General features: G+C 60.7%; 12 protein-coding genes. 7 read left to right on the forward strand and 5 right to left on the reverse strand.

Annotated elements, in window-relative coordinates; genetic code table 11:
• The first annotated feature begins 46 nt into the window (after positions 1-46).
• The 3 genes from betC (at position 47) to QK293_RS18690 (ending at position 4,243) form a co-directional block, all read left to right on the forward strand.
• Positions 47-1,561 (forward strand): choline-sulfatase, encoded by a 1,515-nt coding sequence (gene betC, locus QK293_RS18680; protein WP_282379682.1) that lies wholly within the window; start codon positions 47-49, stop codon positions 1,559-1,561.
• 16 nt (positions 1,562-1,577) lie between these two features.
• Complete coding sequence (gene choX, locus QK293_RS18685; RefSeq protein ID WP_282379684.1) at positions 1,578-2,498, forward strand: choline ABC transporter substrate-binding protein; 921 nt, start codon at positions 1,578-1,580, stop codon at positions 2,496-2,498.
• A 176-nt stretch (positions 2,499-2,674) separates the two neighbouring features.
• Entirely contained in the window at positions 2,675-4,243 is a 1,569-nt protein-coding gene (locus tag QK293_RS18690) for a SulP family inorganic anion transporter (protein ID WP_282379686.1), read from the forward strand.
• Positions 4,244-4,333: 90 nt separating this feature from the next.
• Here QK293_RS18690 and aroE read toward each other — a convergent pair whose 3' ends face one another.
• Together aroE and hemF are read right to left on the reverse strand one after the other, a co-directional pair.
• Complete coding sequence (gene aroE / locus QK293_RS18695; RefSeq protein ID WP_282379688.1) at positions 4,334-5,155, reverse strand: shikimate dehydrogenase; 822 nt, start codon at positions 5,153-5,155, stop codon at positions 4,334-4,336.
• A 13-nt stretch (positions 5,156-5,168) separates the two neighbouring features.
• Positions 5,169-6,083, reverse strand: coding sequence for an oxygen-dependent coproporphyrinogen oxidase (gene hemF, locus QK293_RS18700; protein ID WP_282379690.1), 915 nt, complete (start codon positions 6,081-6,083; stop codon positions 5,169-5,171).
• Positions 6,084-6,254: 171 nt separating this feature from the next.
• Here hemF and QK293_RS18705 point away from each other — a divergent pair, with 171 nt between their 5' ends.
• Positions 6,255-7,232, forward strand: a complete 978-nt coding sequence (locus QK293_RS18705) for an NADPH:quinone reductase (protein ID WP_282379692.1) — start codon at positions 6,255-6,257, stop codon at positions 7,230-7,232.
• Between the two features lie 89 nt (positions 7,233-7,321).
• Here the strand turns inward: QK293_RS18705 and QK293_RS18710 are convergent, their stop codons facing one another.
• From QK293_RS18710 to QK293_RS18720, 3 genes are all read right to left on the reverse strand, one after another.
• Positions 7,322-7,879 carry an L-threonylcarbamoyladenylate synthase gene (locus tag QK293_RS18710; RefSeq protein ID WP_046056609.1) on the reverse strand — a complete coding sequence of 186 codons (558 nt, stop codon included), beginning with the start codon at positions 7,877-7,879 and terminating at the stop codon, positions 7,322-7,324.
• A gap of 56 nt (positions 7,880-7,935) precedes the next feature.
• Complete coding sequence (dprA, locus tag QK293_RS18715) at positions 7,936-9,042, reverse strand: DNA-processing protein DprA (protein WP_282379696.1); 1,107 nt, start codon at positions 9,040-9,042, stop codon at positions 7,936-7,938.
• Between the two features lie 81 nt (positions 9,043-9,123).
• Positions 9,124-10,149 carry a LysM domain-containing protein gene (locus QK293_RS18720; RefSeq protein WP_282379698.1) on the reverse strand — a complete coding sequence of 342 codons (1,026 nt, stop codon included), beginning with the start codon at positions 10,147-10,149 and terminating at the stop codon, positions 9,124-9,126.
• Positions 10,150-10,318: 169 nt separating this feature from the next.
• On the opposite strand from QK293_RS18720, the gene def reads away from it, so the two are divergent.
• Genes def through rsmB form a run of 3 tightly spaced genes read left to right on the forward strand, consistent with a single transcriptional unit; the run spans position 10,319 to position 13,149 of the window.
• On the forward strand, positions 10,319-10,825 hold the full coding sequence (def, locus tag QK293_RS18725) for a peptide deformylase (protein ID WP_282379700.1): 507 nt from the start codon (positions 10,319-10,321) through the stop codon (positions 10,823-10,825).
• 57 nt (positions 10,826-10,882) lie between these two features.
• Entirely contained in the window at positions 10,883-11,842 is a 960-nt protein-coding gene (fmt, locus tag QK293_RS18730) for a methionyl-tRNA formyltransferase (protein WP_282379702.1), read from the forward strand.
• Entirely contained in the window at positions 11,839-13,149 is a 1,311-nt protein-coding gene (rsmB, locus tag QK293_RS18735) for a 16S rRNA (cytosine(967)-C(5))-methyltransferase RsmB (protein WP_282379704.1), read from the forward strand. Before fmt ends, rsmB begins: the two co-directional genes overlap by 4 nt.
• Positions 13,150-13,163: the final 14 nt, after the last annotated feature.

Raw genomic sequence — 13,163 nt, forward strand, 5'->3', positions numbered from 1 at the left:
TCGCAGCACTCTCGCATAAATATTCACTATGGAATGCCGCGATCACATGAAGCGCAAGAATATTCTTTTCATCATGGCCGATCAGATGGCCGCGCCAATGTTGCCATTCTACGGCCCTTCGCCCATCAAACTGCCCAATCTCAGCCGCCTCGCCGCCGAAGGCGTGGTGTTCGACGCGGCTTATTGCAACAGCCCATTGTGCGCGCCGTCGCGTTTTACCTTGGTCAGCGGTCAGTTGCCGAGCAAGATCGGCGCCTACGACAACGCGGCCGATTTCCCCGCCGATGTACCGACTTATGCCCACTACCTGCGTCGACTCGGCTACCGCACCGCGCTGTCGGGCAAGATGCATTTCTGTGGCCCGGATCAGCTGCACGGCTATGAAGAACGCCTGACCAGCGACATCTATCCGGCCGATTACGGCTGGTCTGTGAACTGGGACGAGCCAGACGTGCGTCCGACCTGGTTCCACAACATGTCATCGGTGCTGCAAGCCGGGCCGTGCGTACGCACCAATCAGCTGGATTTCGACGAAGAGGTGGTGTTCAAGGCCCAGCAGTATTTGTTCGACCACATTCGTGAGGAGGGCGATCAGCCGTTCTGCCTGACCGTTTCGATGACTCACCCACACGACCCGTACACCATTCCCAAGGCCTTCTGGGATATGTATGACGACGCCGACATTCCGTTGCCCGAAACCCCGGCGCAGACCGAACTTGATCCACACTCCCAGCGTTTGCTGAAAGTTTACGACCTGTGGGACAAACCACTGCCTGTGGATAAGATTCGCGATGCACGCCGTGCGTACTTCGGTGCGTGCAGCTATATCGACAGCAACGTCGGCAAACTCCTGCAAACACTCGAGGAAACCGGCTTGATCGACGACACCATCATTGTGTTCTCCGGTGACCACGGCGACATGCTTGGCGAGCGTGGGCTCTGGTACAAAATGCACTGGTACGAAATGGCCGCCCGCGTGCCGCTGTTGATCAGTGCGCCGGGGCAGTTCGGGGCTGGCCGGGTCAGCGCGGCGGTGTCCACCGCCGATTTGTTGCCAACCTTCGTGGAACTGGCGGGCGGTTCGCTGGAACCAGGCCTGCCGCTGGATGGCCGCTCACTGGTCTCGCACCTGCAAGGGCAGGGCGGTCATGACGAGGTCTTCGGCGAGTACATGGCTGAAGGCACCATCAGCCCGATGATGATGATTCGCCGTGGCAACTACAAATTCATTTACAGCGAAGACGACCCTTGCCTGCTGTTCGACGTACACAACGACCCGCGTGAACAGCAAGAACTCAGTCAATCGCCGCAACATCGGTCGCTTTTCGATGAATTTCTCGCCGAAGCCCGGGCCAAATGGGATATCCCGGCGATCCACCAACAAGTGCTCGCCAGCCAACGGCGCCGACGTTTTGTCGCCGAAGCATTAACCATCGGCAAGCTGAAGAGCTGGGATCACCAGCCGCTGGTGGACGCCAGTCAGCAGTACATGCGCAACCACATCGACCTCGACGATCTGGAGCGTAAAGCACGTTATCCACAACCCTGCCAAAACCAATAATGTTAAGGGAAATGCCATGCGTAAGTTATCCACAGCAGTGACGGTCGGGCTTCTGGCTCTGGGCAGTGCATCGGCGTATGCCGATCAGAGTTGCGAGACGGTAAAAATGGCCGACCCTGGCTGGAGCGATATTGCCGCGACCAACGCCATCACCGGGTTTCTGCTGGACGGCATGGGCTACAAGGCCAAAGTCGACACGCTTGCCGTGCCGATTACCTTTGGCGGGCTCAAGGACGGCCAGGTCGATGTGTTTCTGGGTAACTGGATGCCGGCGCAACAGGGTTTCTATGACAAATTCGTGGCCACCGGTGACGTCACGCAACTGGCGAAAAATCTCGATGGCACCGAATTCACGCTCGCCGTCCCGGACTACGTCTGGGACGCGGGTGTGCATAACTTTGCCGACCTGAACAAATATGCCGACAAGTTCGACAAGAAGATCTACGGCATCGGCTCCGGCGCTCCCGCCAACATCTCCTTGCAAGAAATCATCAAGAAGAACGACTTCGACATGGGCCAGTGGAAACTGGTCGAGTCCAGCGAGCAGGCGATGCTGGCGGAAGTGTCTCGTGCGGTGAAAAAGCAGAAGTTCGTGACCTTCCTCGGCTGGACCCCGCACCCGATGAACGTGCAGCTGAAAATGCATTACCTCAAGGGCGGCGAGAAGTATTTCGGCGACACCGGCAGCGTTCATACGCTCACCCGCAAAGGTTATGCACAGGCCTGCCCGAACGTCGGCAAGCTGCTCACCAACCTGAGTTTCACGCAGGAGATGGAGAACAGCATCATGGCCGACGTGGTGAACAAGAAGGTCAGCAATGCTGATGCGGCGAAGGCGTGGATCAAGGCTAATCCGGCGGTGCTGGACAAATGGCTGGAGGGTGTGAAGACGGTGGATGGGAAGGATGCGTTGCCGGCGGTGAAGGCAAAGCTTTAACTCTCTCCGCCGATCGTTCCCACGCTCCGCGTGGGAATGCCGCCATGGACGCTCCGCGTCCGCTTCAAGATGTGACGCGGAGCGTCACGGGATGCATTCCCACGCGGAGCGTGGGAACGATCAGCGATCGGTGACTCGTCCTGATACCCTTGCGCAAAACCCACCCGAGAGGACCCATGGCCTTCCCAAGCCGCCATTCGCTCTTCCCCTTCCTCAGCTGGATGCCCCGGCAAACCCGCGCCAGCGTCGGTCGTGACCTGATCGTCGGTCTCAGCGGCGCCATTCTCGCGCTGCCGCAATCCATTGCCTACGCGCTGATCGCCGGTCTCCCACCGGAATACGGTCTGTACGCCGCCATCATCCCGGTGCTGATCGCGTGTCTTTGGGGGTCTTCGTGGCACTTGATCTGCGGTCCTACGGCGGCGATTTCTATCGTCTTGTACGCCAGCGTCAGTCCTCTAGCCGTTCCTGCGTCAGAGGACTACGTCACCCTGATCCTGTTGCTGACGCTTCTCGCCGGTATTTTCCAGTGGCTGCTCGGCTTGCTGCGCTTCGGCGCCCTGGTGAATTTCGTCTCGCACTCGGTGGTCCTGGGTTTCACCCTCGGTGCGGCGGTGGTGATTGCCATCGGCCAACTGCCGAATCTGTTGGGGCTGGACTTGCCCAACCAGGCAACAGCGCTGAACAGCTTGATGATGCTGTTCAGTCACCTCGGCGAAGTGGATAAACCCTCGCTAATGCTGGGCTTGGCGACCGTCGTGGTGGGCGTGGTGTTGAAACTGCTCTTGCCACGCTGGCCGACGCTGTTGATCACCCTGGCGCTGAGCGGATTGCTGGTCTGGCTCTGGCCATCGATGTTCGGTCATGTGAAGTTGGTCAGCGCGTTTGTCGGGCGGTTGCCGCCCTTCAGCCCGCTGCCACTGGATCTGGACCTGATTCTGCGCTTGCTACCCAGCGCGGTGGCGGTGGGCATGCTTGGGCTGGTCACCAGTCTGTCGATTGCCCGTTCCTTGTCGGCCCGCTCACAGCAGTTGCTCGACGCCAATCAGGAAGTCCGCGCCCAAGGTTTATCGAACATGGTCGGTGCGTTTTTTTCCGGGTCGCTGTCAGCCGGTTCCTTCACCCGCTCGGGCTTGAGTTATGAAGCAGGTGCCTGTTCGCCGATGGCCGGCGTGTTCTCAGCGTTATGGGTCGCACTGTTCGCCCTCTTCGGCGCGGCGCTGATCGCGCACATTCCAATCCCGGCCATGGCCGGCAGCATTCTGTTGATCGCCTGGGGACTGGTGGATCATCGCGGCATTCGCGCATTGCTGCGGGTCAGCCGCGCCGAGTTCCTGGTCATGGTGCTGACCTGTGTCGCCACGCTGTTGCTGGAGTTGCAGACGGCGATCTACGCCGGCGTGCTGGCCTCGTTGTTTTTCTACCTCAAGCGCACCTCGCAACCGCGGGTCCAACATTGGCGCGATGGGGATGAAGACATTCTGCGGGTCGGCGGCTCGATCTTTTTCGGCGCCAGCCATTACCTGCAAGTACGCCTGCAACGGATGCACGGCGCGCGCGTGGTGATCGAGGCGCAACAGATCAACTTCATCGACTACTCGGGCGTGGAAATGCTGCACCAGGAAGCGCGGCGACTACTGCGCCAGGATCGCAGCCTGACCCTGCGACGGGCAAGGCCGCAGGTAGTAGAAGAATTGAGAAAGCTGGAAGGGGCAGAGAAATGCCCGATCCGTTTCGAAGATTGAAATACCGTCTCCTGTAGGAGCGAGGCTTGCCCGCGAAGCTTTTGGCATACTCGAGGACGCCTTCGCGGGCAAGCCTCGCTCCTACAAGGGTTACGCGGCTAGCTGCCGGCGGAGTTCTGCCAGCACCGTTGCCGTGTCCGGGCGCACGCCGCGCCACAGGAAGAAAGCTTCTGCCGCTTGTTCGGCGAGCATCCCCAAGCCATCCATCGACACCGCCGCGCCATGTTCACTGGCCCAACGGCAGAACGAGGTCGGCTCCTTGCCGTACATCATGTCGTAGCACACCGTTTTGCCCGGCTCGATCAAACTGCTGGCAATCGGCGGTACTTCGCCTGACAGACTGGCGGACGTCGCGTTGATGATCAGGTCCACCGATTCCTTCAACCAATCGAAACTACTGGCCGACACTGGCCCCAGGTCCGCGAACAATTCCGCCAACAGTTCGGCTTTTTCCACCGTGCGGTTGGCGATGACCACTGACGCCGGTTGCTCGGCCAGCAAAGGCTCCAGCGCACCGCGCACCGCGCCACCAGCACCGAGCAGCAGGATGCGTTTGCCCTTGAGGCTGAAACCGGCGTTAACCGTCAGATCCCGCACCAGTCCGGCGCCATCGGTGTTGTCGCCCAACAGGCTGCCATCAGCCAGTTTGCTCAGGGTGTTCACCGCACCGGCGCGTTGCGCCCGCGCCGTCAGACTGTTCGCCAGACGATAGGCCTCTTCCTTGAACGGTACCGTGACATTCGCCCCGCGCCCTTCGAGGAAAAACGTCCGGGCGCACGTGGAAAAATCGTCGAGGGGCGCCAGCAACGTGCTGTAGTCGAGTTTTTGAGCCGTCTGCTCGGCGAACAGACGGTGGATCAGCGGCGACTTGCTGTGGCCAATCGGGTTACCGAATACGACGTAACGGTCCATCAGAATTCCTCGTTCAGGCCTTGGCCAACCAATCGCGGTCTTGCAGGAAGTATTCGGTCAGGCGTGCCTCTTCGCTGCCCGGCTCGACTTTCCAGTCGTAGCCCCAGCGTACTTGCGGTGGCAGGGACATCAGGATCGACTCGGTACGACCGCCCGATTGCAGGCCGAACAGCGTGCCGCGGTCGTAGACCAGATTGAACTCGACGTAGCGCCCACGGCGGAATTCCTGGAATTCACGCTGTTTCTCGGTAAACGCATCATTTTTGCGGCGCTGCACGATCGGCAGGTAGGCGTCGATGAACGCATCACCGATGGCGCGCATGAAGGCGAAGCTGGTGTCGAAGTCCCACTCGTTCAAGTCATCGAAAAACAGCCCGCCGATGCCGCGCGGCTCGTGGCGATGCTTGATGTGGAAGTAGCTGTCGCACCAGGCCTTGTAGCGCGGGTAAACATCCGCACCGAACGGCGCGCAGGCCTGCTCGGCGACACGGTGCCAGTGCACACAATCTTCTTCGTTGCCGTAATAAGGCGTCAGGTCAAAGCCACCGCCGAACCACCAGACCGGTTCCTCGCCTTCTTTTTCCGCGATGAAAAAGCGCACGTTGGCGTGGGATGTCGGCACATACGGGTTGTGCGGGTGGATCACCAGCGACACACCCAAGGCTTCGAAGCCACGGCCGGCCAGTTCTGGTCGGTGGGCGCTGGCGGACGGTGGGAGACCGCTGCCGAAGACGTGGGAAAAGTTGACGCCGCCCTTTTCGATGACCGCGCCGTTTTCGATCACCCGGGTGCGACCGCCACCGCCGGCAGGCCGGGTCCAGGTGTCTTCAACAAAGCGTGTGCCGCCGTCTTCAGCTTCGAGGGCCGCGCAAATGCGGTCTTGCAGGTCGAGCAGGTAGGCTTTTACGGCCTCGGTGCGGGTCGTCATGTCATCACCTTGAATCGGGCAAAGCTACGCGGCGCTTAACGGCCGGCGGCAAATTGCTGCGTAGGATAACACTGCACCTTGCTCCGTCGCAGTTGACGAAGATCAAGCATGGGAGTTCGATAGGGCGCTTCGCGCTACAACTCTAGTAGCTAAGACCCAAGGAGTAGGCAGATGGCTAAGCGTATCCAGTTCCGCGCCCATGGCGGCCCTGAAGTGCTCGAGTATGTCGATTACCAACCCGCCGAGCCCGGCCCGCAGCAGGTTCGCGTGGCTAACAAGGCCATCGGCCTGAATTTCATCGACACCTATTACCGCAGTGGCCTCTATGCACCGCCAGCCTTGCCGTCGGGCGTGGGCGCGGAAGGTGCGGGTGTGGTCGAGGCGGTGGGCAGTGAAGTCACCCGGTTCAAGGTCGGTGATCGCGTGGCTTACGGCAGCGGCCCACTGGGCGCCTACAGCGACGTTCACGTCTTGCCGGAGGCCAATCTGGTGCACCTGCCGGACGCGATCAGCTTCGAACAGGCTGCCGGGGTAATGCTCAAGGGCCTTACCGTGCAGTACCTGCTGCGTCAGACGTATGAATTCAAGGGTGGCGAAACCATTCTGTTCCACGCCGCGGCCGGTGGTGTCGGCTCGCTGGCCTGCCAATGGGCGAAGGCCTTGGGTGTGAAGTTGATCGGCACGGTCAGCTCGCCGGAAAAAGCCGCTTTGGCCAAAGCCAACGGCGCTTGGGCAACCATCGACTACAGCCATGAAAACGTCTCACAACGCGTACTGGAATTGACTGACGGCAAAAAAGTCCCGGTGGTGTACGACGGCGTCGGCAAGGACACTTGGCTGACTTCGCTTGATAGCACGGCGCCTCGCGGTCTGGTGGTGAGCTTTGGCAATGCGTCCGGTGCGGTAGACGGGGTGAACCTGGGGATTCTCTCGGCGAAGGGTTCACTGTACGTGACCCGCCCGACCCTGGCGACCTACGCCAACAACGCTGAAAACCTGCAACGTATGGCGGATGAACTGTTCGAGATGATCATCAGCGGGAAGTTGAAGGTGGACATCAGCCAGAAGTATCCATTGGCTGAAGCGGCGAAGGCGCAGACCGAGCTGTCGGCGCGGCGTACGACGGGCTCGACTGTTTTGTTGCCTTGAGGGCCTCTTCGCGAGCAAGCCTCGCTCCTTCAGGGGATCGCGTACTACCTGTAGGAGCGAGGCTTGCCCGCGAAGAACGATGACCGGTCCTAATCCGGGCGCACAACCTTGCCGGTCGCCAGATCGCGGATCACGCTCGGGTTCTTGCGCCCACCCAGATTCCCACCCAACACGTAATCCACCTGCCCACGGAAATACTGCTCGACGCGAATCCGCGTCCGCGCCGCCGGTTGGCCCTGCGGGTTGGCCGACGTCGAAACCAACGGCCCGACCACCGCGCACAAATCCCGCACCAACGGGTGATCGCTGACCCGCAGCGCCACCGTTTCATGCACGCCGGTAATCCACTGCGGCAACATATTCTGATGCGGCACCAGCCAGGTATTCGGCCCCGGCCAGGTGCTGGCCATGCGGTCCATCCACAGTTCAGGGAAGTCTTCGAAGAGGAAGTCGAACTGACGAATGTTGTCGGCCACCAGAATCAACCCTTTTTCCACCGACCGACCCTTGATCGCCAGCAGACGATAGACCGCTTCTTCGTCCCACGGGTCGCAACCCAGGCCCCAGACAGCTTCGGTTGGGTAGGCAATCACCGCCCCTGCGCGAATTGCTCGTGCGGCTTGTTGCACACGCCAACTGTTGACCATGAAAAAAACTCTCCGGAATAGGGCTCTGCGCAGTTTACCGATCTTCCTTATAAAACCTAGCTCACCCGCGCAAACCAGCGTCCGTTTTCGCAGACCGCACGGCCGTCCATTTCCAGCTCCGTCAGCGCTGCCAGCACTTTGGGCAAGGCCCAGCCGCTGGTGACGGACAGCGCTTCACTGGTATGGGGCGCCGCGTGAAGCAGCACAAGCAAGGGATGAGTCGCCGCCGCCGAAGGCATCTCTGTGGATAACGGCAACCGTTGCCAGCCACGCAAGGCTTCGAGGATATGCTCGATGGTTTCCACCAGCACCGCGCCGTCGCGAATCAGCTGATGACACCCCTTGGCACCAGGGTGGTGGATCGACCCCGGAATCGCATACACCTCACGCCCTTGTTCCGCCGCCAGCCTCGCGGTGATCAACGAACCGCTGGCGACACTCGCCTCGACCACCAGCACGCCGAGGGATAAACCGCTGATAATTCGATTGCGCCGGGGGAAGTTGCTGGCGCTGGGACCGGCGTCCAGCGGGAACTCCGAAATCACCGCGCTGCCCGAGTCGATCATGGCGTCCGCCAGCCGTCGATTGCGCTGTGGATAAAACTTTTCAAGTCCCGTGCCAAGTACACCGACCGTTCGCCCGCCCACGTCCAAAGCGGCTTGATGCGCGGCAGCATCAATCCCCAGCGCCAAACCGCTGGTAATGACAAAACCGGCGCCAGCCAAACTACGGGAAAAAGCGGCGGCAGTATCCATGCCCGGCCGCGAGGCGCGACGACTACCGACCATCGCCAGCTGCGGTTCTTCCAGAATGCCCGGATCGCCGGCAACGAATAACAGTGGCGGCGCATCACTGATTTCCGCCAGCAGCGCCGGGTAGTCAGGTTGGTCCCACATCAGTAAATGCTGGCCCGGGCGCTCTAACCAGGCCAATGCGTGACCCGCACCATCACGGATTTCAGTGGAGCGCCTGGCCTCCGCGCAAGCGAGGGGCAAACCCAGCGAACGCCAGGCACTGGCAGGCGCGCTGATAGCCTTGGAGGCCGAGCCGAAAGCCTCAAGCAATTTCTTGAAACGCGCTGGGCCGAGCTCCGGTAGTCGATGCAAACGTAAACGAGCTTCCAGTTCCGCAGGGGAAACCGGTGCAAAATCAGGCAGTGACATGGATCATCCTTGATCGTTATGAACTCCCGTTCAAACGGGAATAAGCTGTGGATAACTCTGTTGGTAACTTGTGGAGCCTGCTTACGGATTTCGCACCTTGTCCAGGACTGCCAGGGAGCGTGATGCGTTGAGCACCAGCCCGTAGCTGAGCTTGTCGTAGGTGCGGAAAACCATCAGCAAACCGGCGCGCTCATCCGGGATTTTCAGTGGCTGACCGGTGATTCGGTCACGCACGGTCTCGCCGGTTTTCATCACCACCAGCACATTGCCTTCGGCGAGACCATCGCGTCGGCCCTTATTCAGCGTGACCACATCCAGTGCGCCAATCTGCGTGACACCGCGCGGCACGTCGATGATCAACCCGTTGATCTCGGTTGTTGGCGCACTGGGCATGAAGGTCGAGTTGATCGATCGCTCTTCACCGCTGAACAAGCGGTCGCCGAGGCGGACCTCTTGAGTCGTGCGTTGCAGCGCCAGGGTGGCGACGTCGCCTTCGGTGGCCACAATCTCGCCGCTGCCGATGTCGTCGGCATTGATCCCCAAAAACTCTTTACTGCCAGGATCGGTGTAGATCTTGCCCTGACGGAAGATGCCGTAAACCGGCTGGTCTGGGTCGAAGTGGCCGCGAGCAAAGATTCGGTCACCGGAGCCACTGAGCACGCGCTCGGCATCGCCGGCGACGATATAAGGCGCCTTGTCGAAGTCCTTGACCGTGTCGACGATGCGGTTGCTCAGCAGAAAGCTGTTGATCGATTGCAGCGGAATGCTCGGGATGGCGTCGGCTACCGGGCTGCTGCGGATGCGTGGCGAAAGCTTGATGGTGCCCCTGGAAGCGCCGCGGTTAAGGGTCAGGCGTGGCTGCCCGTTGACGTAGACCAGCGAAAGCGAGTCGCCGGGGTAGATGAGATTGGGGTTTTCGATCTGTGGATTGGCCTGCCAGAGCTCCGGCCATTTCCACGGCTCACGGAGGAATTTCCCCGATATGGCCCAGAGTGTGTCACCCGATACCACGGTGTATTGCTGTGGAAAACCTTCCTTGAGTTGCACTTGCCCGTGCGCCAAACCGGCCGAGACCAGAAGGAGCAAGGCGAGTAGTGATTTCCTCATGCGGTGAATCCCTTTATTATGTGCGTTCGCGTGAAACGCCAGAGCCCCCGTGGCTCGCTCCTGACTCTTCTCGAAAAGAAGGGAGCTACGTTTTACAACGGTAGCCTGCATCTTCGGACCCGCCAGGCCATCGACCCGACATTACCTCACACGTGCAGCAATTAAGCTTATGGCCATTTTAGACATCCTCGAATTCCCCGACTCGCGCCTGCGTACTATCGCCAAACCTGTGGCCGTAGTGGACGACGAAGTGCGTCAGTTGGTCGATGACATGTTTGAAACAATGTATGAAGCGCCAGGCATCGGTCTCGCCGCGACCCAGGTCAACGTGCACAAACGTATCGTCGTGATGGACCTCTCCGAAGACCGCAGCGAACCACGGGTGTTCATCAACCCCGAGTTCGAAACCCTGACCGACGAGATGGAGCAATATCAGGAAGGCTGCCTCTCGGTGCCGGGCTTCTACGAAAACGTCGATCGCCCGCAGAAGGTCAAAATCAAGGCCCTGGACCGCAACGGCCAGCCTTACGAACTGATCGCCGAAGGCCTGCTCGCGGTGTGCATCCAGCATGAATGCGACCACCTGAACGGCAAATTGTTCGTTGACTACCTGTCCAGTCTCAAACGCGACCGAATCAAGAAGAAACTGGAAAAGCTCCATCGCCAGAACGCTTGATGCCCTCCTTTCAAAGGCTTGCTGCGGCAAGCCTTTTTCTTTTCAGAGATTGCTTCCATGACTGAGCCACTGCGCATCGTCTTTGCCGGCACCCCGGAATTCGCCGCCGATCACCTCAAGGCCCTGCTCGACAGCCCTTATGAGATCGTCGCGGTCTACACCCAACCGGACCGTCCGGCGGGACGTGGGCAAAAGCTGATGCCGAGCCCGGTCAAGCAGCTGGCGCTGGAAAACAACATCCCGGTGCTACAACCGCCGACGCTGCGCAACGAAGACGCTCAGGCTGAACTGGCCACGCTCAAGCCGGACTTGCTGGTGGTGGTCGCCTACGGCCTGATCCTGCCGCAAGTGGTGTTGGATATTCCGCGCCTGGGCTGCATCAACAGCCACGCATCCTTGCTGCCACGCTGGCGCGGTGCGGCGCCGATCCAGCGCGCCGTGGAAGCGGGCGACAGCGAAAGCGGCGTGACTGTGATGCGCATGGAACTGGGCCTCGACACCGGGCCGATGCTGCTGAAAGTCACCACGCCGATCACCGGTGAAGACACGGGGGGCAGTCTCCACGACCGTCTGGCGCAAATGGGTCCGCCAGCCGTGATCCAGGCGATTGCCGGCCTCGCTGCGGGCACTCTGGAAGGTGACGTGCAGGACGACAGCCTCGCCACCTACGCGCACAAATTGAACAAGGATGAAGCGCGCATCGACTGGAGTCGCCCGGCGGTTGAGCTGGAACGCCTCATTCGTGCCTTCAATCCTTGGCCGATCTGCCACAGCACGCTGAACGGCGAAGCATTGAAAGTGCTGGCCGCCAACCTGGCTGAAGGGCAGGGCGCACCGGGTGAAATCCTCAGCGCCAGCAAGGACGGTTTGATCATCGCCTGCGGTGAGCAGGCACTGTGTCTGACCCGTCTGCAATTGCCCGGCGGCAAGGCGCTGAACTTCAGCGACTTGTTCAACAGCCGTCGTGAGAAATTCGCTGTTGGCACCGTTCTCGGTCAAGCGGTGGACGCTCAATGAATCCACGTCTGGCCGCCGCCAAGGCACTGGCTGCTGTTCTTAACGGAAAAGCCTCACTCAATAGTTCCCTGCCGACACAGATGGACAAGGTCGACGACCGCGACCGCGGCTTCACCCAGGACCTGGCGTTTGGCACCGCTCGCTGGCAGCCGCGTTTGTCAGCGCTGGCGGCCAAATTGCTGCAGAAGCCGTTCAAGGCAGCCGACGCCGATGTCGAAGCGCTGTTGCTGGTCGGTCTCTATCAACTGCTCTACACCCGGGTCCCGGCCCACGCCGCCATCGGTGAAACCGTGGGTTGCGCCGACAAGCTGAAAAAGCCGTGGGCCAAGGCTTTGCTCAACGCCGTGCTGCGTCGCGCCCAGCGGGAAAGCGAAGCGCTGCTGGCCGAGCTGGAACATGACCCGGTGGTGCGCACCGCCCATCCGCGCTGGCTGCAAAAATCCCTCAAGGCTTTCTGGCCTGAACAGTGGGAAGCCATTTGTGTGGCGAACAACGCGCATCCGCCGATGATTCTGCGGGTCAACCGTCGCCATCACACCCGCGATGCTTATCTCGCGTTGCTGAGCGAAGCCGGCATCGCCGCCACGCCGTGCGTTTACAGTCAGGACGGCATCATCCTCAACGCCGCCGCCGACGTGCGCAGCCTGCCGGGTTTCGCCGAAGGCTGGATCAGCGTGCAGGACGAAGCGGCGCAACTGGCCGCTGACCTGCTCGACCTGGCGCCGGGCCAACGGGTGCTGGACGCTTGCTGCGCGCCGGGCGGCAAAACCTGTCACATTCTTGAAGCCGAGCCGGCACTCGCCGGTGTCGTAGCGGTAGACCTGGAAGCCAAACGTCTGGTGCGAGTGCGGGAGAACCTTGCACGCTTGGGCCTCAGCGCCGAACTGATCGCCGCCGATGGCCGCGACACCGCCACTTGGTGGGACGGCAAACCGTTTCAACGCATTTTGCTGGACGCGCCGTGTTCGGCCACCGGCGTCATCCGTCGTCATCCCGACATCAAGCTGACTCGTCAACCTGATGACATCGCCGCGCTGGCGGTGCTTCAGGGCGAGCTGCTCGACGCCCTGTGGTTAACGCTGGAAGTCGGCGGCATTCTGCTTTACGCAACATGTTCCACGCTGCCGACCGAGAACACTGAAGTCATCGAAGCGTTCCTCGCTCGTACCCCGGGCGCCCGTGAACTGGACCTCGCCACTGCGGCTGGGATCAAGCAGCCTCATGGTCGCCAGTTGCTGGCCCAGGAAGGCGGCCACGACGGGTTCTATTACGCCAAGCTGATCAAGATCGCCGCCGCGCGCGGTTAAATGGACTCAATGGA

It is taken from the genome of Pseudomonas sp. AL03 (genome assembly GCF_029960815.1).
Taxonomy (GTDB): Bacteria; Pseudomonadota; Gammaproteobacteria; order Pseudomonadales; family Pseudomonadaceae; genus Aquipseudomonas.

Coding starts and splice junctions, on each gene's coding strand:
- betC (WP_282379682.1), top strand. CDS start 47: ATGAAGCGCAAGAATATTCTTTTCATCATGGCCGATCAGATGGCCGCG.
- choX (WP_282379684.1), top strand. CDS start 1,578: ATGCGTAAGTTATCCACAGCAGTGACGGTCGGGCTTCTGGCTCTGGGC.
- QK293_RS18690 (WP_282379686.1), top strand. CDS start 2,675: ATGGCCTTCCCAAGCCGCCATTCGCTCTTCCCCTTCCTCAGCTGGATG.
- aroE (WP_282379688.1), bottom strand. CDS start 5,155: ATGGACCGTTACGTCGTATTCGGTAACCCGATTGGCCACAGCAAGTCG.
- hemF (WP_282379690.1), bottom strand. CDS start 6,083: ATGACGACCCGCACCGAGGCCGTAAAAGCCTACCTGCTCGACCTGCAA.
- QK293_RS18705 (WP_282379692.1), top strand. CDS start 6,255: ATGGCTAAGCGTATCCAGTTCCGCGCCCATGGCGGCCCTGAAGTGCTC.
- QK293_RS18710 (WP_046056609.1), bottom strand. CDS start 7,879: ATGGTCAACAGTTGGCGTGTGCAACAAGCCGCACGAGCAATTCGCGCA.
- dprA (WP_282379696.1), bottom strand. CDS start 9,042: ATGTCACTGCCTGATTTTGCACCGGTTTCCCCTGCGGAACTGGAAGCT.
- QK293_RS18720 (WP_282379698.1), bottom strand. CDS start 10,149: ATGAGGAAATCACTACTCGCCTTGCTCCTTCTGGTCTCGGCCGGTTTG.
- def (WP_282379700.1), top strand. CDS start 10,319: ATGGCCATTTTAGACATCCTCGAATTCCCCGACTCGCGCCTGCGTACT.
- fmt (WP_282379702.1), top strand. CDS start 10,883: ATGACTGAGCCACTGCGCATCGTCTTTGCCGGCACCCCGGAATTCGCC.
- rsmB (WP_282379704.1), top strand. CDS start 11,839: ATGAATCCACGTCTGGCCGCCGCCAAGGCACTGGCTGCTGTTCTTAAC.